We start from the raw sequence: 22,401 nt of genomic DNA, 5'->3' as shown, positions 1-22,401 counted from the left end.
TGTCTCTCTCACCTTATCCTTCGCAAGCCTCTTTAGAAGGTCTATATAGCGATTCCACAAGTCGATCATATTCACGACGCGTAATTTCTTTATTATACAACTTTAATAATAAATCTCTATGCTCTCTTGAAAATGCCATCTTTTTAATGACTTCAGGATACATAAAACACCCTCTCCATTTCACATAAACTTCTTCATCCTGGAAACAGAACTTACGTTCGCATAAAAGATTATAAAAGATTCAGCCCTAAAAAACAAATAAAATATTACCAAATATCAATTTCTTTTTCTTTAGAATATTTAAACATTAAATTATCGTACTCATTTTTTAAATACATATATATTTTTGGTAGTTTTTTGAATAAATTTTCCAATTAAATCAGAAAATAATGGCAAAAAGAAGAGGAGTATACATATGGATACCGTAACATTAGCAAGGGCATTTTTTGGTTCTTCATTAGCATTCCACATTATCTTTGCAACGCTTGGAGTCGGGCTTTCTTTAATGATTTTTATAAGTGAAATACTCTATCACTGGAAGAAAGATTCCGACTATGCCATTATGGCAAAAAGATGGACAAAGGCTTTTGCTATCCTTCTCGGTGTAGCAATTCCAACTGGAACAATTGTTGGTGTACAAATTTCACTTCTTTGGCCTGGTTTCGCCAAAATTGTTGGGCAAGTTATTTCCGTTCCGTTTCAAATTGAGATTTTCGCCTTCTTTTTAGAGGCTTTATTCATGTCTATTTACGTATATGCGGCTGATAAACTGCCTCCAGTTATGAGATTAATCTCGCTATTTTTCGTTATGATTGGCGCCACTGCATCTGCCGTGCTTATTACATCGGCAAACACATGGATGAATACACCTGCGGGCTTTTCAATGAATCCAGATGGCTCAGTTTTTAACGTTGATCCGTGGAAAGCTTTCTTTAATCCGAGCTTTGGCACAAGTGCATTCCACGTCGTTATTACGGCCTATACAACTGGAGCAGCTGTTATCGCTTCTATCGCTGGATTTAAATTATTAAAGAAAAATTTAAGCGCTCGTGAAATTGCTTACCATAAAAAAGGATTACTGCTCGGGCTTGTCGTTACATTTATCACAGGTGCTACGATGTGGCTTTCAGGACACGAATCTGCTATTGCCTTACATAAACATTCACCTGAAAAACTAGCATCTGCTGAAGCTTTGTTTGAAACGACATCACACGCGCCTTTATCGATTGGCGGGGTTGTGGACCCTAACACACTTGAACTAAACTATGCCCTTGAAATTCCGAACATGCTTAGCTTATTAGTGGGACTAGACCCTAACACCGTTGTAAAAGGTCTAAAGGAATTCCCACAAGAAACATGGCCACCATTTTACACACATACACTGTTCAACTTAATGGTTGGCACCGCTGCCTTTACCTTTGCAGTTGCAGCTATTGCCCTCTTATATTGGTACTTTGTTTACCGAAAAAAAGGAGTAGAGTTACCGAAGTGGCTTCTTTGGGGAGCTGCCGCCTGTGGACCCGTTATGTTGCTCGGTATTGAATTCGGATGGATTTTTAGTTGTAGTGGTCGTCAGCCATGGACAATTTATGGCATGCAACGCACGGTAGATGCTTCTACGCGCGCTGATTTCGTCGGTCCTTTATTTGTTTTATTCATCATTTTATATATCGGACTCGGTATTTTAACAGTCTTTGTACTACGGACATTCTTTAAGAAACATCCATTAAAGAATGATTTACATCACGAAGGAGGCGATTCTCGTGCATGAGGAAAGCATTGCAATCATCATCTTATGGGCTCTTATTTTCGTATATAGCATACTAGGTTCTATTGATTTTGGAGCTGGTTTTTGGGGCATGGTATACGCTAAACACCCGACACTTGCTGCCAAGCTTGCTAATCGGTACTTATCACCAACTTGGGAAGTAACAAATACGTTTCTTGTCTTTGTCGTCGTTGCTTTTCTCGGTTTCTTCCCAAAAGCGGCCTTTACCCTTGCAACCGTTATGTTTGTACCAGTTATGTTAATTTTAGTACTCGTTGCGATTCGTAGTACTTTTATGGTATTTGCTTACTCCCTGCCAAAATACCAACACCTTCTTCGGATTATTTCAGGTATTACTGGGCTCTTAATCCCAGCTCTATTAATTACCGTTCTGCCAGTTACAGAAGGTGCCTATATTACGATGTCTGAAGGAAAAGAAGTGCTCCTTTACGGAAAACTTCTTTCTAGTCCCGTTATTTATTGTTATATGCTCTTCGGACTAACTTCGGAACTATTTCTATCATCTCTCTTTCTTGCTGATTTTGCTAGGGAACAAGGTTCTGAAGATACGTACCGAATTTATAGAAGAAATGCCATCATACTTGGTCCTGCAACGCTCGTGACTGCTATTATCGCTCTCGTTGTAATGGACCCTGAAACACACTGGCTTATGCAAGGACTCATAAAGCAATTCCCATGGTTTACAGTCTCTATCATTTTATTTGTTATCGGATACTCTTCCCTTTGGTGGACAAATAAGAAATATGGCACACTAGGCTTTCCTCGCATTGCAGTTTTAGCTGTCGTCGCTCAATATGCATTTGCAAGCTACGCTTACGGCGTCGCCCATTTACCTTATATTATTTACCCGGACGTAACTGTATTTACAAGCTTTACGACGGTCGAAACATTCTATGCACTTCTTATTCTTTACGCAATCGGGATTGCAATTTTACTACCAGGATTTATTTTCTTCTGGAATTTATTCTTAAAAGATCGAACATTTTTAAAGGAAAAATAGTAAATGAGGGGCATTCACACATTGAATGCCCCTCATTTATTAGACTCCTCTCCTAATAGTTATTACACTACTACTTATACTTGCCTTATTGCTCAAAATACACATATTCACTAGATTCAGGTAGATGCCTAGTTCTTCTTATTTTCTTTTGAATATAATGCTATATAAACTTGAGACAAGCTACATTTGTTCAAGGGAAAATAGAAAGGTAGGTTAAATATGAGCATTGAAATATGGATTACTATTATTGTATTCTTCTTAACGATGATTGTTATCTTTTGGCGCCCTCGTGGTATAAATGAGGCGTGGCCGGCAGCAGTCGGCGCCGGCATTATCCTCATTACTGGACTTGTATCAAAACCAGACGTCATAGACATTATAAGTAAAATTGGAGGCGCCTCCATAACAATATTAGCGACCATCGTTATGGCAGTTATATTAGAAAGCTTCGGCTTCTTCCACTGGTCCGCAGCAAAACTCGCAAATTTAGCGAAAGGTTCCGGACACCGCCTATACTGGTACATTCAATTACTATGTTTTCTTATGACTCTTTTATTTAATAATGACGGTAGTATTTTAATTACAACTCCAATTTTAATCCTTCTTCTGAAAAATCTTCAATTAAAACCTCATCAACAAATCCCTTATTTATTAAGTGGCGCTCTAATTGCCACTGCATCTAGTGCACCAATCGGTGTAAGTAATATCGTAAACTTAATCGCATTAAACATCGTCCATATGACTCTTTATATGCATACTGCTATGATGTTTGTACCTGCAACACTAGGACTACTGTTTATGTCATGGCTTATGTATACAGTTTTAAAGAAAAAGCTACCAGAAAGATTACCTGTTTCTTCATATGATATTGAAGAAATTTTCTTCACGAAAAACTTCCATCCGTTAAAAGGACAAAATTCTGTTAATACGAAACAAAAACGTACGAAATTCATGTTAAAAGTATTAGGCTTCGTCTTCCTTATGCGCTGTCTTCTATTCGTTGCATCCTTCTTATCGATTCCAATCGAAATTGTTGCCGTACTCGGTTCACTCGTTCTTCTCATCTGGAGATGGTACTACTTACGAACAAACCCAGTCGATATTTTGAAAAAGACACCGTGGCACATTTTAATTTTCGCCTTCTCTATGTACGTAATTATTTACGGGCTTCATAACGCAGGATTAACAGCGGCGCTTGTCCATTGGCTCGAACCAGTTGTAAGTCAGCATCTACTCTATGCCAGCTTTGCAATGGGCGGACTCGTTTCCCTCCTCTCTAACGTCTTCAATAACCACCCTGCACTTATGATTGGTACAATCACATTAACAGAAATGGGACTAGATCCAGTCACATTAAAAACGATCTACCTCGCAAATATCATCGGTAGTGACATCGGTTCACTATTATTACCAATCGGTACACTAGCTTCCCTCATTTGGATGTATATCTTAAGACAAAACAAAATTAAAGTGAAATGGAAAGATTATTTAAGCGTATCTCTCATCGTAATCCCACTCACAACAGTCGTCACATTATTCCTCTTATACTACTGGATACAATTATTCTTCGCCTTATAGACGACAGAAGCCCCCTTTGCTACCGTCTTAGCAAAGGGGGCTTCTTCTATATTTAAGTTAGGTACAGTGTGATCAATCAAGTAAAGAGGTGTGACGTGTTATTGATATAAGTGACTACCAGTTTCTTTGAATTCTACCGCTTTCTCTTTCATTCCTTTTTCAATTGCTTCTGTCGTTTCTAAGTCATTTTCTTTCGCATATTCACGAATATCATGTGAAATTCTCATACTACAAAACTTTGGGCCACACATTGAACAGAAATGCGCTGTTTTCGCCCCTTCTGCTGGCAACGTTTCATCATGGTACTCCATCGCGCGTTCAGGATCTAAAGATAAATTAAATTGGTCGCGCCAACGGAATTCAAATCGTGCTTTTGAAAGTGCATCATCACGCTGATGAGCCGTTTTATGCCCTTTCGCAAGATCGGCTGCATGCGCAGCGATTTTGTACGTAATAACCCCTTCGCGAACATCATCTTTGTTCGGTAAACCTAAATGTTCTTTCGGTGTTACATAACAAAGCATCGCCGTTCCAAACCAGCCGATCATCGCAGCACCAATCGCTGAAGTAATATGATCATAACCTGGTGCAATATCTGTCGTTAACGGCCCAAGTGTATAGAACGGCGCACCCTGACAAATATCAAGTTCTTTCTCCATATTTTCTTTAATTAAATGCATCGGTACATGCCCAGGTCCTTCAATCATAACTTGCACATCATGTTTCCAAGCGATTTTTGTTAATTCACCAAGTGTTTCAAGCTCAGAAAACTGCGCTTCGTCATTTGCATCTGCAATAGAACCTGGACGTAATCCATCTCCAAGAGAGAACGAAACATCGTACTGCTTCATAATTTCACAAATCTCTTCAAAGTGAGTATATAGGAAGTTTTCTTTATGATGGAATAAACACCACTGCGCCATAATCGAACCACCGCGCGAAACAATACCTGTCATACGCTTTGCAGTAATTGGAATGTAACGAAGTAATACACCAGCGTGAATCGTGAAGTAATCAACGCCTTGCTCCGCCTGCTCAATTAACGTATCACGATACACTTCCCACGTTAAATCCTCTGCAATTCCGTTTACCTTTTCAAGCGCTTGATAAATTGGCACAGTTCCAACTGGTACCGGAGCATTACGAATAATCCACTCACGTGTTGTATGAATGTTTTTACCTGTAGATAAATCCATAATCGTATCTGCACCCCAGCGAGTCGCCCACGTCATCTTCTCTACTTCTTCTGCAATAGAAGACGATACAGCAGAGTTTCCGATATTTGCATTTACCTTTACGTGAAAATTACGTCCAATTATCATCGGTTCCGCTTCAGGATGGTTAATGTTCGCCGGCAAAATCGCACGACCTTCTGCAATCTCCTTACGAACAAATTCAGGTTCTACCCCTTCACGAATCGCAACATATTCCATCTCAGACGTAATAATGCCATTACGCGCATAATGCATTTGCGAAACATTTGCACCTTGCTTCGCTCTAAGCGGCTTACGATCCATTTGCGGGAAAACAGGTATATGTTTTGAAGCCACTTTCACACCGTCATCCTCAGGTTTAATTTCGCGTCCTTCATAAGCTTCCACATCACCACGCCCCAAGGTCCAAGAGTGGCGCGGCGCATGCAACCCTTTTTCCAGCTCCACTTTATACTCTGGATCTGTATAAGGTCCACTCGTATCATACACACGGATTGGCGGATTTTGAACACCGTTCGTATCGCTTTGTTCAATCTCGCGCATTGGTACTTTCATACCTTCACGTGTTCCATCCACATACACTTTCTTACTTCCTGGTAAACTCGATTTCAATTCAATTTGCTCAGCTGAAACAGACTGTTTCATAACCTTTGTTGCCCCCCTGTTCGTGACAAGGACGAGATATGGCCAGCGCATGCCAAAATAAAAAGAGCCAGGTCCATAAAAGAATAAGGACCTGGCTCATAAAGACATAATTATGTAAAGCCGTTAACTTCCCTACGCTGGTACGAGCCAGATCAGGTCCAAAGGGTTAAGAAGTTCACACGCTTCTCTCTCAGCCTACGCATACGTTAGGCACCCCTAGTTTATCACTGATTTAATTTTCAATACTTTCCCATCATACACTATAATCTGAAAAATGCAAAGTTTATTTCTTTTGTTGTTTACGGGATCATCCAAGTTAAATAATAAGCCTGCACATACGTCATAATCCCAACAATAGTAACGAAGAATAAACTATGCTTCAATGTAAAGCGGAACAAATCTGACTCTTTCCCAGCAAGTCCAACTGCCGCACAAGCAATCGCAATTGATTGCGGAGAAATCATTTTACCTGTTACACCGCCCGTTGTATTTGCTGCAACGAGAAGTACTTCAGATACACCGACTTGCTGCGCTGTAATTGCTTGTAAATTCGAGAACAGTGCGTTCGCTGACGTATCTGATCCTGTTAAGAATACGCCAATCCATCCTAAGAATGGTGAGAAGAACGGGAATAATCCGCCAGTTCCTGCAAGTGCTAACGCTAATGTAGAAGATAGACCAGAATAGTTTGCGATAAATGCGAATCCTAATACGAATCCAATAGATAGAATTGGCATTTTTAGTTCATTTAACGTTGCTTTAAATGTTGCTACTGCATCTTTTGCACTCATTTTCAAAATAAAGATAGAAATGATACAAGCAATTAAAATTGCTGTTCCAGTCGCTGATAAAATATCTAATTTCAAGATTGCTTCATAAGGTGTTGGTTTATTTACAATAGGCTCTGCTTTCATTACTAAATTGTGCAAGCTTGGAACTTCAAATTTAAATACGAGACTTTCTAAAGCGCCGCCCGGGGCGAATAACGCTTTAAAGAAACTCTGGCTCCAGATGACTACCATCACAGTCAAAATAATGAACGGAGACCACGCTTTTACTACTTTTCCTACCGTTAGTTTCGGCATAGATGTCGTTGTCGTCGCCGCGGCTACTTCACTATTCGCTTGCTTAGTTTGATAAATTTCTTTCGGCTGCCAAACTTTTAAGAATAGCGATAAACTTACTAAACTTACAAGCGCTGACGTAATATCCGGAAGTTCTGGTCCTAAAAACGTCGCTGTAATAAACTGTGTAATTGCAAATGAACTACCCGCTACAAATAAAGCAGGCCACGTTTGTTTTACTCCTTTAAAGCCATCCATTAAAAATACGATAAAGAACGGAACAAATAAAGATAAGAACGGTAATTGATGCCCAGCCATTTGTCCAATTTTATGCGGATCAATGCCTGTTACTTGTCCAGCAACTGTAATCGGAATCCCCATCGCTCCGAACGCTACTGGTGCAGTATTTGCGATTAAACAAAGACCTGCTGCATATAAAGGATTTAGCCCAAGGCCTGCCAGAAGCGCTGCCGTAATCGCTACTGGTGCACCAAATCCTGCTGCCCCTTCCAAAAATGCTCCAAATGAAAATCCGATTAAAATAACGAGTAAACGATGATCATTCGTAATGGATAATACAGATGCACGAATGACATCAAATTGACCTGTTTTCACAGAAATTTTATATAAAAATACTGACATAATGATAATCCACGCAATTGGCCATAATCCGTATAAGAAACCGTATCCGGTCGCTGCCATTGCCATTGTGAATGGCATTTTATACGCAAATAACGCCACCAAAATCGTTAATACAACTGTAATAAATCCTGCCACATACCCCTTCATGCGGAAAACTGCTAAAGCTAAGAAAAAAAAGATGATTGGAATAAGTGCGACTGCTGCCGAAATCCAAATGTTACCGAACGGATCGTAAACTTGTGTCCATGTGTTCATTGTTCTCTCCCCCTAAAGAATCCCCTTTTAAATAGATATAACCTTATCAATAGACTATCAGGTCATCATACCTTTAAGTCCAAAAAAATATAAAACGTTTAAGAAAACGTTTTCAATAATTTTATCACAACAATTTTCATTTAAAAAGATTTTTTTGAAAATTTTATCATTTAAATAGAAAATCTTACAAAAGCGTCACGTTCTTGTAATGTTAATCGATAGGAAGCTCGCCAAATTTCCTGCATAATAAAAGTATAACAACGGACATTATTTATGAGGTGATATATATGAACGGAAACAAAATATTAGCAGCTTTATCATACTTTAGTGTATTATTTGCGCCCATCTTATTCCCTATTATCGTGTGGATTGTGGGCGACTCTGAAACGAAACCACATGCAAAACGTGCTCTATGGACACATATCATTCCAAGCATCGCCACATTTATTGGATTAGTTATTTTAGGAATTATGGGTATCGGATCGGATCTGATCAATCAGACGTAACACTTGGAATCGGAGCAATGATTGTCTTATGCATTTGCGGAATCATTAGCTTATACTACTTCATTTGGAATATTGTAAAAGGGATTAAGGTACTGAAAGCTTAGTTTTAAACAAACATTTGTTTAAAAAGAAACTGTCCAAAAATTGATGTCGCATGATGGTAAATAAAATTTTATCGGCGATTCGACAAGGAATATCGACTTAACTACAAAATACGACAAGAGTAACCTACCTATTAATAAGAAAGAAACCGTCCCAAAATACCTTTTGGGACGGTTTCTTTATCTTCTGCGTTTCTTCTTTTTTCTCATCATTTTCTTTCGGCGCGTATTCGCTTTATCCGCTATAATGTGGAGCGTACTTGCCACAACAATCCCCATTACAAACGTTACAATTTCAACCTCGTGTTCCTTCGCAATTTCTATTAAATTTCCGCCGAATGCGATTATATTTAATAGGAATAAAAACGGAGAAAACACGATTAACATGTATGCAATACGAATAATATCACCAATTATAATCGTATGTGTGAAGAAGGAACGATGGGGCATTACGCTCCTATATGGATACCAAAAAATACGGAGGAATCCCCATTTATTATACGCATTACTGTACGTATCTAAATCCGGTGTTAAAAATGAAGTACCTACTAAAAAGCCAATTGCAAAAGTTAATAAAAAATCAAAACTTGTTAATCCATACGAAAAGAGCATAAACAAAACAATCGGAAGGGATATTAAGTTTATTTTCGTATGCGTTCTTCCTGATGGCATAATGCACTTCCTCGCTTACGTTCGCCCTGTCATCCTATGACAGTTCTCACCTATTGATCTAATTTTTGATCGATAAATGATGTGTCTATATCCGAACCAAACCATTCTGCCAACTTCACTCGCGACTTATCTTTCACTTCTTCATTTACGTATATCGATGCTTGTAATAGTGCGGCCATTAACGCACCTAAATCATCCGTATAACCGACTCCAGCAATGAAATCTGGAATGGCATCAATCGGTGCAATGAAATAAGCAAGTGCTCCGATTACAATAATTTTCACTCGTTTTGGAACATCCGGTCTTTGCAAAACGTAAAACAACAATAAACTCGCATAGATTACCGACTGCCCTGCCTGCTTCGCAACATGTTTTATTTTCTTCCAAAACGCTTCAACTGAAAATTTTTGTTTCATTCAAAAGCCTCCCTATTTTCAAAAGAAATAAGCTACAATATGTTATGTTATCAGTAAAAGTTCATCAAAATTACACATAATCTATCAATGAAATTTCATTGTAACAAACAAAACCAAAAAGAACAAGTGTTCGTTAATTTTTTCATATTTTCCTTCATATAATAGTTTTCTAGACAACCACTTAAAGATTTCTATTCCATATTTCTCAACCAAAAAACTTTCAATTCCGCTTAACATTCTTTTCTATTTTTGTTATATTTTCTAGTTGACGGGCATATAAACGAATGTTAAAGTTTTCTCTGGTAGAGACAAATCACATACAAAAAATGTAAATTGTTATAGTGTTTCTCAGAAATGAATTTTGTTGTATAATACAGAAATGACGTTATGCTTATGAGCAGCACAAGAAACCAAAAAGGGTATGCATAGTTAAAGTCGTATATGGGTGAATATAGAAACTCTAATTATGGCCAAGAAAACTATGTATTTTTTATTTTAGCATTTTTCGCTCCAAAATCGACCAAGCCTGATAGAGAAAGGGTGGAAATGAATGAAAGAAACCATGAAATCACAATTTCAAAATGTGCGTTTCACTTTATTCGTAGCTTTGGCCGTATGGCTAAAATCCTACATCATTACACGCACTAGCTTCGATTTAAAACTTGAATCTTTCATGCAAGAATTCATTTTATTCATTAGTCCATTAGCAGCATCATTACTGTTTGTGGGTCTTGCATTATTTGCAAAAGGGAAAAAACGTAACTATATAGCACTAGGAATTAACTTTATCTTAACGTTCATTCTTGTTGGTAACGTAATGTTCTACGGATTCTACAATGACTTCGTTACTTTACCAGTACTAGGACAAACGTCTAATTTCGGAAGTTTAGGTTCCAGTGTGAAAGAATTATTTAACTTCAAAATCATCCTTGCATTTGCGGATATTATCGTATTCTTCGTTCTATTGAAGAAGAAGAAAGATTTTGCACCGACAGAGCGTGTAGCACGTCCGATGCGTTCCCTATACTTCGTGTCAACAGTTGCTATTTTCTGCGTAAACCTAGGATTTGCAGAAGCTGAGCGTCCAGAACTATTAACACGTTCATTCGACCGCGTTATGCTTGTTAAAAACTTAGGATTATATGTACACCAAGCATACGATCTTGGCCTACAAGCAAAATCAAGTTCACAAAAAGCGTTTGCTGATAGTAGTAAATTACAAGAAGCAGAAAACTATGTGAAAACAACACAAAGTAAACCAGATCCAAATATGTATGGTACTGCAAAAGGGAAAAACGTAATTGTTGTCTCTCTTGAATCATTACAAACATTCTTAATTGGTGCGCAAGTTAATGGACAAGAAGTTACACCATTCCTAAACCAATTTGCGAAAGAAAGTTATTACTTCGATAACTTCTTCCATCAAACTGGGCAAGGTAAAACATCTGATGCTGAATTCTTAGTAGATACTTCGTTATATCCACTAGACCGTGGTGCTGTATTCTTCACACACGGTAACAACGAATATACAGCAACTCCAGAAATTTTGCGTGAGCAAGGGTATCACACATCAGTATTCCATGCAAACAACGCAACATTCTGGAACCGTAATATTATGTATCCGGCACTTGGTTATGATCGTTACTACAACGAACTTGACTACAAGATTACGCCAGAAACAAAATTAAACTGGGGACTAAAGGATATCGAATACTTCGATCAGTCTATCGATATGTTAAAACAAGTGAAGCAGCCGTTCTATACTCGCTTCCTTACTTTAACAAACCATTACCCATTCACTTATGATGACAGTACGAAATTAATCGACGAGTACAATTCTGGTGATGGAGTATTTGACCGCTATATGGTAACAGCTCGCTACTTAGACGAAGCAATGAAGCACTTTATTGAGCGTCTAAAAGCTGAAGGTATTTACGACAACTCTGTTATCGTATTCTACGGTGACCATTATGGTATTTCTGAGAATCATAACCGTGCAATGGCACAGTTCTTAGGAAAAGAAGAAATCACTACATTTGACCATATGAACTTACAAAAAACACCGATGTTTATTCACGTTCCAGGTCAAAAAGAGGGTAAAACAATTTCAAAACCAACTGGTGAAATTGACATTAAACCAACAATTCTAAACCTACTTGGTGTAGATTCTTCGAATCAAATCCAATTCGGTCATGATGTATTCTCACCAGACAATAAAGGATTCGTTGTTCTTCGTGACGGTAGCTTCATTACAGATAAGTACATGTACACAAACAGTACATTCTACGATCGTAACACAGGTGAAGTTGTACAATTACCGAAAGAAGAAGCTCAACCACTTATTGATCGTGCACAAAATGAATTGCACATGTCTGACAAAATCATTGAAGGCGACTTACTTCGCTTCTCTGAAAGCAATAAGATCAAAACTGGTGAAGTAAAAACGGTTATTAAAGAAGAAAAGAAGAGCGCTGAGTAACCTCAGCCTCTTTTTTATTTTCCTCTCTACACATTCTTCTATACATTAACTTTAAAATTACATAACCTTCACCTAATATTTACACCACATTAACGAAACATCTTTATAATAAAATATGTAAACAAGGTTCTACATATTTCTTATCTCTCATCTTCAATAAGATCCCTTAAAGAAATATGTTCATCATTTGTTTTCAACTTTCTTATAATTGTCTTTCCAAGTGTTTTGTTTGCATTAATGAAACCTTTAAAGACGATGTCCCTATGAAAGATAGCTACCCTCCTTTTGCAACATTCCATACGAATGTTGCTTTTTTTTTTCAAAAAGCAGGATTCTTATTTCTCATTTCCGAATTTGTATATACAAAATGCTATAAAGTGAAACTTTCATCAGTGGGGGTTTTGTTCATCCCACACTGATTATTCGCCCTCACCAATCGGGCATTTACGGGTAGTTAATGCGGGATAAATCACCATTACTTCTCTGTGATTTACAAATACATATACGTCATATGTATAGAATTGCTTACATAAAAATTACTATAGTGATTTTTATTCATGTACTAACGAAAGGATGGGACGAAAATTGGCATACGAAAGATTTGTACTATGGAATGATGCAGTTATTGATACAACAAAACATCGCGCGTACATAGAACTTGAAGAAAGAGGTTTACAATTTGGCGATGGCGTCTATGAAGTTATTCGCCTTTATAACGGAAACTTTCACTTATTAGACCCACATTTAACAAGATTATATCGCTCCCTTGAAGAAATAGAATTATCACTTCCTTTCTCAAAAGCCGAACTCATCATCTTACTCTACAAATTAATTGAAAACAATAATTTCCACGAAGACGGAACAATTTACTTACAAGTATCTCGTGGTGTACAAGCTCGAGCACATGCATTTTCATATGACACATCTCCGACAATCTATGCTTATATTTCAAAAAAAGAAAGACCATCTTTATGGATTGAATACGGTGTACGTGCTATATCAGAACCTGATACACGCTGGCTCCGCTGTGATATTAAATCGCTAAATTTATTACCAAATGTATTAGCTTATACGAAAGCTGAACGCAAAGGTTGTAAAGAAGCACTTCTCGTACGAAATGGTATTGTAACTGAAGGTAGCCACTCTAACTTCTTTCTCATAAAAAACGGAACACTGTATACGCATCCAGCCAATCACCTTATTTTAAACGGCATTATTCGTCAGTACGTCCTTTCTTTAGCTAACACTCTTCAACTTCCTGTAAAGGAAGAGCTTTTCAGCGTTCGCGATGTTTATCAAGCAGATGAATGCTTCTTTACGGGAACGACTATTGAAATTTTACCGATGACCCATCTCGATGGAACTGCGATTCAAGATGGTCAAGTTGGCCCTATCACCAAATTACTACAAAGGTCATTTTCTCAAAGCCTTTTAAAATCCAACAGCACATCTTCCTAAATACGAATAATCTTCTCATTTTCCACATCAAATATATGTATTTAAATGGAAATCAAGGTGCAGATTTATACCTTGATTTTTTTTTGTAACCTTTTTGTCATATTCAGATTACCACATAAGTCTTGACAGTAATCGACATGCTCTTTAGAATTTTTAACAGTTGGTAAATATTTCTTCACTACATTACAGACAGAAAGGAATCGAAAAATTATGAAAAAATACCTTGCCGGTCTTGCGGCAGTGTCTGTAGCAGGAGGAGCAGCTCCTACACTTGATAGTGTTCAAGCTGCCCCTGAACAAAATACACAAAAAGCTGCTACACAAACTGTCCAAGCTTCCGCATCAAACAATTCATCATATACGGTGAATGCTAGCGTACTACACGTTCGTGCAGGATCAAGTACTTCTCACGACGTCATCTCTCGCGTTTATAATGGTCAATCATTAAACGTAATTGGAGAAGAAAATGGTTGGTTCAAAATTAACGTTAATGGACAAACTGGTTTTGTTAGTGGCGAGTTTGTATCAAAAAACGGAGCAACGAATAACAATGTAAGCACAGGTGGAAACAATAAAGTTACTGCTGATGTATTACGTGTACGTACAGCTCCTAACACTTCTAGTTCTGTTTCAGGACGTGTATATGAAGGACAAACATTAAACGTAATTGGTCAAGAAAATGGTTGGGTGAAAATCAACCATAATGGGCAAGTAGGTTATGTAAGTAGCGAATTTGTATCAGGCGCTTCTTCAAATACAGGTTCTACAAACAATAATAACAATCAAACAAATGTACAACCAGCAAGCGGAAACTACACAGTAAATGTATCTTCTCTTCGCGTTCGTACAGGTCCTAGCACTTCTCATCCAACTGTAGGTTCTGTTAAACAAGGACAAGTTGTACAAGTTGTAGGCGAAGTTCAAGATTGGTTCAAAATCAATTACGCAGGACAAACTGCTTACTTAAGCAAGGACTACGTAACAAAAGGCGGTTCTAACGAAAACGTCACTCAAGGTAACAACCAAGAGCAAAATAATAATGGAACTGTTCAAACTGGCGGTACTTACGTTGTTAACGCAACATCTCTACGTGTTCGTACAGGCCCTGCTGCTTACCATAGTGTAATTGGCGGCGTGTTAAATGGTACAACATTAAACGTAGTTGGATCTGAAAACGGCTGGTTTAAAGTAAACTACCAAGGAAAAACAGGCTATGTTAGTAGCGAATTTGTAAAATTCGTTAAAGGTGGCACTGCTACTCCTGAACAACCGAAACAACCTGATCAAGGTGCAATTGGTGACTACTACATTAATGCTTCTGCACTAAATGTACGTAGCGGCGAAGGTACAAATTATAGAATCATAGGCGCACTTCCACAAGGACAGAAGGTTCAAGTAATCTCTGAAAACTCTGGATGGAGCAAAATTAACTACAACGGTCAAACTGGTTACATCGGAACACGTTTCCTATCTAAAACACCAGTTGGTGGCGCAGTAGATAATAAGCCTAACGACAACCAAAATAACAATCAAAATAATAACAACAATAATAATACTAATAATAGCGGTGACAGTTCTTCTCTACTTGCATACGCGAAATCTATGCAAGGCGTACCATACGTTTGGGGCGGTACTTCTGCTAATGGTGTTGACTGCAGTGGTTACATCTACCACGTATTTAAGAAATTTGGTCATAACATTAGCCGCCAAAGTGTTGCTGGATATTGGAGCAGCTTGCCACAAACTTCAAGTCCACAACCTGGAGACTTGATTTATTTCAAAGATACTTATAAAGCAGGTCCTTCTCACATGGGTATCTACCTTGGCGGGGGATCATTCATCCAATCCGGAGATAAAGGTGTAGCAATCGCTTCATTAAACAACTCTTATTGGAAAAGCCATTTCTTAGGGTATACGAAAGCACCTTAAGTTATAGTTTCAGAGCCTTCTAGTTTACTAGAAGGCTCTTTTTAAAAGACTCAACATAGTAATCCCCTTTCATTCTCTCTACGAAAAAATTATGCGTTCATTCTCCTATTTCATACACTATATTCTATTGAAATTGCCCAAAACGTTATCATAATGAATATATTTCAACAAAAAACATAACCTATTTCATGTCTATTCATTTTATATGTGTTTTTTCAAAGAATTTTCTTTTTATTTAAACTTTTCGTTAGACGTTTGACCTCCGATGTCCATTATGATAAGTTACTTAAGATGTTATATTCGCAAAAGTATAGACAACTGGTTTATACACTTTTTTACTATGAGGAAGGAGCATACACTGCATGAATGTTTTATGGGGAATTGGCGGCGTGATTGGAGTATTAGCAATTGCTTTCTTACTATCTTCTAACCGCAAAGCTATTAATTGGCGCACAATTTTAATCGCGCTAGCATTACAAATGACATTTTCATTTATCGTATTGCGATGGGATGCTGGAAAAGCAGGCTTAAAAGTTGCTGCTGATGGCGTTCAAGGATTAATTAATTTTTCTTACGAGGGAATTAGGTTCGTTGCTGGGGATTTAGTCAACGCAAAAGGCCCTTGGGGATTTGTTTTCGTTATTCAAGCACTACTTCCAATTGTATTTATTAGTTCATTAGTTGCAATCTTATATTACTTAGGTATTATGCAGAAATTTGTTAGTATCGTTGGTGGTGCATTAAGTAAACTTCTTGGAACTTCTAAGGCAGAAAGCTTAAATGCAGTAACAACTGTATTTTTAGGACAAACAGAAGCACCAATTTTAATTAAACCATACTTAGCACGTTTAACTAACAGTGAATTCTTCACTATTATGGTAAGTGGTATGACAGCTGTTGCCGGATCAGTTCTTGTCGGATATGCAGCAATGGGAATTCCATTAGAACATTTATTAGCAGCAGCAATTATGGCAGCTCCATCAAGTTTATTAATTGCAAAACTAATTATGCCAGAAACAGAAAAAGTAGATAATAATGTTCAACTTTCAACAGAGCGTGAAGACGCAAACGTTATCGATGCAGCTGCACGCGGTGCATCTGAAGGTATACAACTTGTTATTAACGTAGCTGCAATGCTAATGGCCTTCATTGCATTAATCGCTTTATTAAATGGCTTATTAGGATGGGTTGGTTCTTGGTTCGATATTAAACTTAGCCTTGATTTAATCTTCGGTTACTTATTATCACCATTTGCAATCTTAATCGGGGTTTCTCCAGGTGAAGCTATCCAAGCAGCAAGCTTTATCGGTCAAAAACTTGCAATCAACGAATTCGTTGCATACGCAAACTTAGGACCACACATGGCAGAGTTCTCTGCAAAAACAAATATGATTTTAACATTTGCAATCTGTGGTTTTGCAAACTTCTCTTCTATCGCAATTCAATTAGGTGTAACAGGAACGTTAGCTCCTACTCGCCGTAAACAAATTGCACAATTAGGGATTAAAGCAGTTATCGCTGGTACACTAGCGAACTTCTTAAACGCAGCAGTCGCAGGTATGATGTTCCTATAAACTCATGTAAAGTCTCCTCTTTTAAAGAGGAGGCTTTTTTATATAACATAAATATAATTTTCGTATATATTAAATACTTTATGTATAGATGTATAGACGCTATGTTACAATAATTAGTATGTCTGTTTATTTTTTCTTATAAAAGAGGGATACTACTTGATGTATCTCGCCCCAAACAACTTCCAGCTACATGGTCATTTCTTAATAATTGTGCATACTACAAATATCCAGCACGAATTATTTTTAAGGAGGAAAGTTTCGTGAAAGATAAGTCCTATAAAGTCCTCTCTATGTGGATTTTACAAATTTTATTTTATTTTACTACTGTACATGTGACGAAATATGAGCACGCGCTCATTTTTACAATTATATATGTCATCATAAATGTACTATTCTTATTTTTACCTGATAAAACAGCATTTATTTTCTTCATACTGGGAACAATCATTTCAGTATTCTATTTATTTTATCAAGCGTGGCTTCACTTATGGAGTACATCAGATCAATGGGAATATATTATTACCCACTTCCTGATGGCAGCTAACTTCTTCATTGTTTATATTTCAACCCATCTATTAAAAAAGGTTATCCTTAAAAATAAAGAGTTAACTGAACGGGTAAGAGTGCTTGAGCAATACATTGGAGAATCAAAATTATTAACAAGACAAGAATTCGAAAGACGACAAGCTTTATTAACAACTGCGATGAATCGTCGTAATGAAACAGGCATTATCATTTTCTTTGATTTCACTTCCTTTAGTAAATATACGAAAGAAAGTGTCATGGATCGTGTAGCTTCATTATTAGTTGATACAGTCAGAGCTGACTTTGACCTTGCTGCTGAATATGACAGCAACACATTAGTTATTTTATTACAAAATACAAATGAAGCCGGTGCTGACATTGTAATGAACCGTCTACATCCAAAAATGGCACAATGGCTTGCTGCTGAAGCAATTCAAGATATTAAAATAAAACGAGAACAAATCAATGCAAAGGGACATATCACATTATGATGACACTCGTTATGCTTCTTTTATTTATTTTGTTTTGTGTACTTGTTTTCTGGATTAGCATCACATTTTCAATTAAATATGTATTGATTTTTACGGCCTTTCTATTCTCTGCTTTACTCGTTTATTACTCTTTCTTAACAATTGCGGGTTTAATTCATCGAAATAGTAAACGAAAAGATCGTACGCTAGAACATTATCCAAGTGTAGATATTTTAATACCTGCCCATAATGAAGGGGTTGTTATTAAAGATACATTAGAAGCAATGGCAAAGATTGAATACCCAGGCAAACTAAACGTTTATTTATTAAACGATAACTCTCAAGATGAAACACCTGAAATTGGAGATGATTTCGACAAAGCTTATGCTCATATTCATCACATTCGTGTACCACCTGGCGAACCGAAAGGAAAATCGCGTGTATTAAACTACGGCCTTAGCATTTCGGATGGTGAATATTTCTGTGTTTACGATGCAGATAATCAACCTGAACCACATGCACTGCGAATGCTCGTAGAACATGCTGAAACAACAAAGGATGCCGTTGGAGCAGTTGGACACGTTCGTACAGTAAATGAGAAAAGAAACTGGCTTACACGAATGATTTCATTAGAATTTCAGATTTTCCAGCTCCTTATGCAATCTGGACGCTGGCTATTATTCCAAACAGGTTCACTAACCGGAACAAACATGCTTCTTCGTCGTTCCGCATTAGAGGAACTTGGCGGCTATGATCCTTATGCAATTGCAGAGGATGCCGAATTAACATTAAGAATTACCCAAAAGGGCTATCTCTTACCAATCGTCCCGGAATCGATTACATGGGAACAAGAACCTGAACATTTAAAAATCCTTATAAAACAGCGGACACGTTGGCTTCAAGGAAACTTATACATTTTAGAAAAAATGTTTTCTTCGTTAAGCTTCTTTAAAGGAAAACTTCTCGTCCATTCCTTACAACAAGTTTTAGTGTATGTCGTATTTTGGCTATTCCTAATCATTTCAAACGTTTGGTTTGTAATTGGACTGCTCGGCATATTCCAAATTCAATATAGCATTCCATTACTATTTATGTGGTATGTCGCATATATTACATATGTTTCTCAATTATTTAGTGCCCAGAGCGTCGAACGAACCTTTACACCGACCAACATTTTCATAAGCGTCATTATGTACTTTACGTACGCACAGCTCTTTACGTATTTGTTTATTCGCAGTCTCATTCTTTACTTACGTGCAAAGAGCAAGAAACAAGTAATTGGTTGGGATAAAACAGTACGATTTAAAAAAGAAAAATAGATTTCATTAAAAAATAAGCACAGAGCGCCGTATGCTCTGTGCTTATTTTTTACCGTAATACTATATATATCAGACAATACCCCTTAGCTGAAAGTTATTTCACGTCCATCCCCCAACGAACGATCGACCTTCATTTATATACGAAAAAGTGATTGCTATTTTTGTAGAACCAATTGCTTCTCTTGATGCTCTTTACGAGTCTCAGTCTTTGGTTCCGTGCTTTCTTGGGCATTTCGATGTGCCACACGTTTCAAACAAATATGCTTCCACTTTCTTTCGTAACGTTTCATTATTCTAGTTGTCCCCCTTGAATGCGCTTTAAAACTATTTGAAATCGCTTACAGGAAATAATATAGCACATATACATAAAAGTGACAACACATTTCCGACATATTTTTGTCAAAAATATGAATATAATGTGCAAAATATCGGATAATGTCGAACTATATCGATTTTTCTTTTTAAATTAACGATATCTATAGTATTCCGCAACAAAGTAATGCTTTTCCTACAATAGTATAAAACAGTGAAAAAGGACTGCCGAATGTCGGCAGTCCTAATACTATTTATATATACAGAATTTTTTTCTTCTATTATTAATGTTGTTTCATACGTCCTTCTTTTTGCAACTCTTTAAATAGTGCTGCAATCATAAAGAAAATAACAAATACGAACGGGAAGGCCGCAATAATCGACGCAGTTTGCAGCGCCTCTAATCCTCCGACATACAATAAGATCGAAGCTAACGCCGCTAGAACAATACCCCAAACCATTTTAATACGATTTGGTGGGTTTAAGCTACCATGTGTCGTTAACATCGCTAGAACAAACGTAGCAGAGTCTGCCGATGTAATAAAGAATGTTGAAATAAGTAAAATGGCTAACACACATAAAGCTGGTCCCATACTACCCATTTGGTCTAACATAGCAAACAACCCTACTTCTGTGCCCATTTCTTTAATTTGTCCATATATATTTGCACCATCAAATAGCTCCATGTGAATACCTGTTCCTCCGAAAACAGAGAACCAAAGCGCACCAATTACTGTTGGTACGAGTAACACACCAACAACAAATTCACGAATTGTACGCCCGCGTGACACACGAGCAATAAACGTACCTACGAATGGTGACCATGCAATCCACCATGCCCAGTAGAAAATTGTCCATGACTGAATCCATTGATTTCCGCCTTCATTTAATGGACTTAAACGGAAACTCATACTCGGCAATTCTTGAATGTATGAACCGATTGTTGAAGTGAAATAATTCATAATAAAGTTTGTTGGACCTGCAAATAATACAATTATCATAAGTGCAAACGCTAAAATAATATTCGCATTACTTAAATATTTAATTCCTTTATCGAGTCCCGTTTGCGCAGATAGCATATAAAGAACAGTTACAATTCCGATGATTACTAGCTGCGTTGGTAATGAGTTTGGAATGGATGTTAAATAACTAACACCACCCGCAATTTGCTTTGCCCCAAGTCCTAATGATGTCGCCACACCAAATACTGTCGCAAATACAGCTAGAACATCAAACATATGGGCAATACGGCCATGTTCACCGCCTTTAAATAGCGGACCGACCGCCGCACTAATTGTACTTGCTCTTCCTTTTCTAAATGTAAAATACGCAATACATAATGCTACAAGTGCATATAATCCCCACGGATGTAATCCCCAATGGAAAAATGAGAAACGAAGTGCAAGGCGTGCACTCTCTTCAGTCGCACTCTCTCCAAACGGAGGTGTGTATAAATGGTTCATCGGTTCTGCGACACCCCAGAAAACCAAACCGATTCCCATACCGGCACTAAATAACATAGCAAACCATGTCATATAACTATAATCAGGTTCATCATCATCTTTACCTAAACGAATCGAACCGTACTTAGAAACAATTAAGAAAATAGCAATTCCTAAGAAAATAGAAACGGAAATAATATAGAACCATCCAAACTTACTAACTAACGCAGCTTGAATTACAGTCGTTACATTTCCTAAGCTACCTTTTCCAATAATAGATTCGGGAATAATCCCCCAAAGTGTAAATGCAATACATAATGTTAATGAGACAATAAATGTTTTCGTCAGTTTCCTCATCAAATCCCCCTTCGTATGTTTCATTTCTTGTAAAAATCATAAATTCCGATATGTTAAATCGGATAGAAAACCATAGTTTTTTGTGGTGATTTTCTTTCGGCTTTCTCAAGTTTGCCTTCACCAATTAGAGTTCTTATGGACAGCCTTACCTTCCGTACAACCTTTCCACTCTGCAAGAGCTACAAGATTGGAATACTACTGTCAAATTGTGTGAGAAAAATGCGGATGGGAAGAGATTTTCCCAAAAAAGGATGTGTTACAGTTTTAAAAAAGGGCAGATTTATTCTTTACAACCCTTTCTTCTTGTAACAATTATGCGGTTTTTTGCTAGTATATAGCGCGTGTTTATAACTTCACAAACGAGATGTTTATGTTTATATAACTATATTACCCATAAAACGGTAAAATACTCAAGGAATGTAACTGTATAGTAATCATTATGTAACACCCTTGTAATATTTTTATTTACGCCGAAAAAAATACGTTGTATTAAATATTTTGAATATAGCTAGAAACCTACTAATTATATGGAATGAAAAACGCTTTCCTCTCATTCTAGTTATATTACAAAGTGTTAACGACTTATTACGAATGGTTTGTAATTGTGTGTTTTCCCAAAATCCGAAAAAATCTGTTGCTATAATGAGGACACGA

The 22,401-nt window shown here is 37.2% G+C and carries 16 protein-coding genes, 1 pseudogene and 1 riboswitch; of the genes and pseudogenes, 10 read left to right on the top strand and 7 right to left on the bottom strand.

Features of this window, described 5'->3' with window-relative positions; all coding sequences use genetic code 11:
• Window positions 1-13: 13 nt before the first annotated feature.
• Window positions 14-163 carry a hypothetical protein gene (locus tag ABH959_RS08860; protein ID WP_002016173.1) on the bottom strand — a complete coding sequence of 50 codons (150 nt, stop codon included), beginning with the start codon at window positions 161-163 and terminating at the stop codon, window positions 14-16.
• Between the two features lie 252 nt (window positions 164-415).
• Here ABH959_RS08860 and cydA point away from each other — a divergent pair, with 252 nt between their 5' ends.
• From cydA to ABH959_RS08845, 3 genes are all read left to right on the top strand, one after another.
• Complete coding sequence (cydA, locus tag ABH959_RS08855; RefSeq protein WP_002034780.1) at window positions 416-1,771, top strand: cytochrome ubiquinol oxidase subunit I; 1,356 nt, start codon at window positions 416-418, stop codon at window positions 1,769-1,771.
• Window positions 1,764-2,789, top strand: coding sequence for a cytochrome d ubiquinol oxidase subunit II (locus ABH959_RS08850; protein ID WP_002089640.1), 1,026 nt, complete (start codon window positions 1,764-1,766; stop codon window positions 2,787-2,789). The genes cydA and ABH959_RS08850 overlap by 8 nt, the downstream gene beginning before the upstream one ends.
• A 219-nt stretch (window positions 2,790-3,008) precedes the next feature.
• Entirely contained in the window at window positions 3,009-4,367 is a 1,359-nt protein-coding gene (locus ABH959_RS08845) for an arsenic transporter (protein WP_404492488.1), read from the top strand.
• Between the two features lie 98 nt (window positions 4,368-4,465).
• On the opposite strand, the gene thiC is transcribed toward ABH959_RS08845, so the two are convergent.
• Together thiC and lldP are read right to left on the bottom strand one after the other, a co-directional pair.
• Window positions 4,466-6,226 (bottom strand): phosphomethylpyrimidine synthase ThiC, encoded by a 1,761-nt coding sequence (gene thiC / locus ABH959_RS08840; protein WP_113936237.1) that lies wholly within the window; start codon window positions 6,224-6,226, stop codon window positions 4,466-4,468.
• Between the two features lie 112 nt (window positions 6,227-6,338).
• Window positions 6,339-6,454, bottom strand: a riboswitch (TPP riboswitch).
• Window positions 6,455-6,525: 71 nt separating this feature from the next.
• A complete protein-coding gene (lldP, locus tag ABH959_RS08835) occupies window positions 6,526-8,187 on the bottom strand; it encodes an L-lactate permease (protein WP_404492487.1) in 1,662 nt (553 codons plus the stop codon).
• A 287-nt stretch (window positions 8,188-8,474) separates the two neighbouring features.
• On the opposite strand from lldP, the pseudogene ABH959_RS08830 reads away from it, so the two are divergent.
• A pseudogene (locus ABH959_RS08830) lies at window positions 8,475-8,797 on the top strand (magnetosome magnetite crystal formation protein family).
• Between the two features lie 177 nt (window positions 8,798-8,974).
• Here ABH959_RS08830 and ABH959_RS08825 read toward each other — a convergent pair.
• Complete coding sequence (locus ABH959_RS08825; protein WP_113936236.1) at window positions 8,975-9,466, bottom strand: metal-binding protein; 492 nt, start codon at window positions 9,464-9,466, stop codon at window positions 8,975-8,977.
• Between the two features lie 50 nt (window positions 9,467-9,516).
• Window positions 9,517-9,882, bottom strand: a complete 366-nt coding sequence (locus ABH959_RS08820) for a YkvA family protein (protein ID WP_404492486.1) — start codon at window positions 9,880-9,882, stop codon at window positions 9,517-9,519.
• Between the two features lie 550 nt (window positions 9,883-10,432).
• Here ABH959_RS08820 and ABH959_RS08815 point away from each other — a divergent pair.
• The 6 genes from ABH959_RS08815 to ABH959_RS08790 all read left to right on the top strand — a co-directional run bounded on the left by ABH959_RS08815 (window position 10,433) and on the right by ABH959_RS08790 (window position 19,636).
• Window positions 10,433-12,361 (top strand): LTA synthase family protein, encoded by a 1,929-nt coding sequence (locus tag ABH959_RS08815; protein ID WP_002089649.1) that lies wholly within the window; start codon window positions 10,433-10,435, stop codon window positions 12,359-12,361.
• A 573-nt stretch (window positions 12,362-12,934) separates the two neighbouring features.
• The gene (locus ABH959_RS08810) at window positions 12,935-13,819 is read left to right on the top strand and encodes a D-amino-acid transaminase (RefSeq protein WP_242310178.1); all 885 of its coding nucleotides are present in this window, start codon (window positions 12,935-12,937) and stop codon (window positions 13,817-13,819) included.
• 210 nt (window positions 13,820-14,029) lie between these two features.
• Window positions 14,030-15,748 carry a C40 family peptidase gene (locus tag ABH959_RS08805; RefSeq protein WP_113936234.1) on the top strand — a complete coding sequence of 573 codons (1,719 nt, stop codon included), beginning with the start codon at window positions 14,030-14,032 and terminating at the stop codon, window positions 15,746-15,748.
• A 362-nt stretch (window positions 15,749-16,110) separates the two neighbouring features.
• The gene (locus ABH959_RS08800; protein ID WP_002016182.1) at window positions 16,111-17,322 is read left to right on the top strand and encodes a NupC/NupG family nucleoside CNT transporter; all 1,212 of its coding nucleotides are present in this window, start codon (window positions 16,111-16,113) and stop codon (window positions 17,320-17,322) included.
• Window positions 17,323-17,582: 260 nt separating this feature from the next.
• Window positions 17,583-18,338, top strand: coding sequence for a diguanylate cyclase domain-containing protein (locus tag ABH959_RS08795; protein ID WP_078421824.1), 756 nt, complete (start codon window positions 17,583-17,585; stop codon window positions 18,336-18,338).
• Window positions 18,335-19,636, top strand: coding sequence for a glycosyltransferase family 2 protein (locus tag ABH959_RS08790; protein WP_002139087.1), 1,302 nt, complete (start codon window positions 18,335-18,337; stop codon window positions 19,634-19,636). The genes ABH959_RS08795 and ABH959_RS08790 overlap by 4 nt, the downstream gene beginning before the upstream one ends.
• A gap of 155 nt (window positions 19,637-19,791) precedes the next feature.
• On the opposite strand, the gene ABH959_RS08785 is transcribed toward ABH959_RS08790, so the two are convergent.
• Together ABH959_RS08785 and opuD are read right to left on the bottom strand one after the other, a co-directional pair.
• Complete coding sequence (locus ABH959_RS08785; RefSeq protein WP_002068447.1) at window positions 19,792-19,926, bottom strand: hypothetical protein; 135 nt, start codon at window positions 19,924-19,926, stop codon at window positions 19,792-19,794.
• A 306-nt stretch (window positions 19,927-20,232) separates the two neighbouring features.
• Window positions 20,233-21,747 (bottom strand): glycine betaine transporter OpuD, encoded by a 1,515-nt coding sequence (opuD, locus tag ABH959_RS08780; RefSeq protein ID WP_088040446.1) that lies wholly within the window; start codon window positions 21,745-21,747, stop codon window positions 20,233-20,235.
• Window positions 21,748-22,401 lie beyond the last annotated feature (654 nt).

This window comes from Bacillus sp. RC51 (assembly GCF_044908115.1).
GTDB classification, from domain to species: domain Bacteria; phylum Bacillota; class Bacilli; order Bacillales; family Bacillaceae_G; genus Bacillus_A; species Bacillus_A mycoides.
This window is presented reverse-complemented; position numbering and strand designations above follow the sequence as displayed.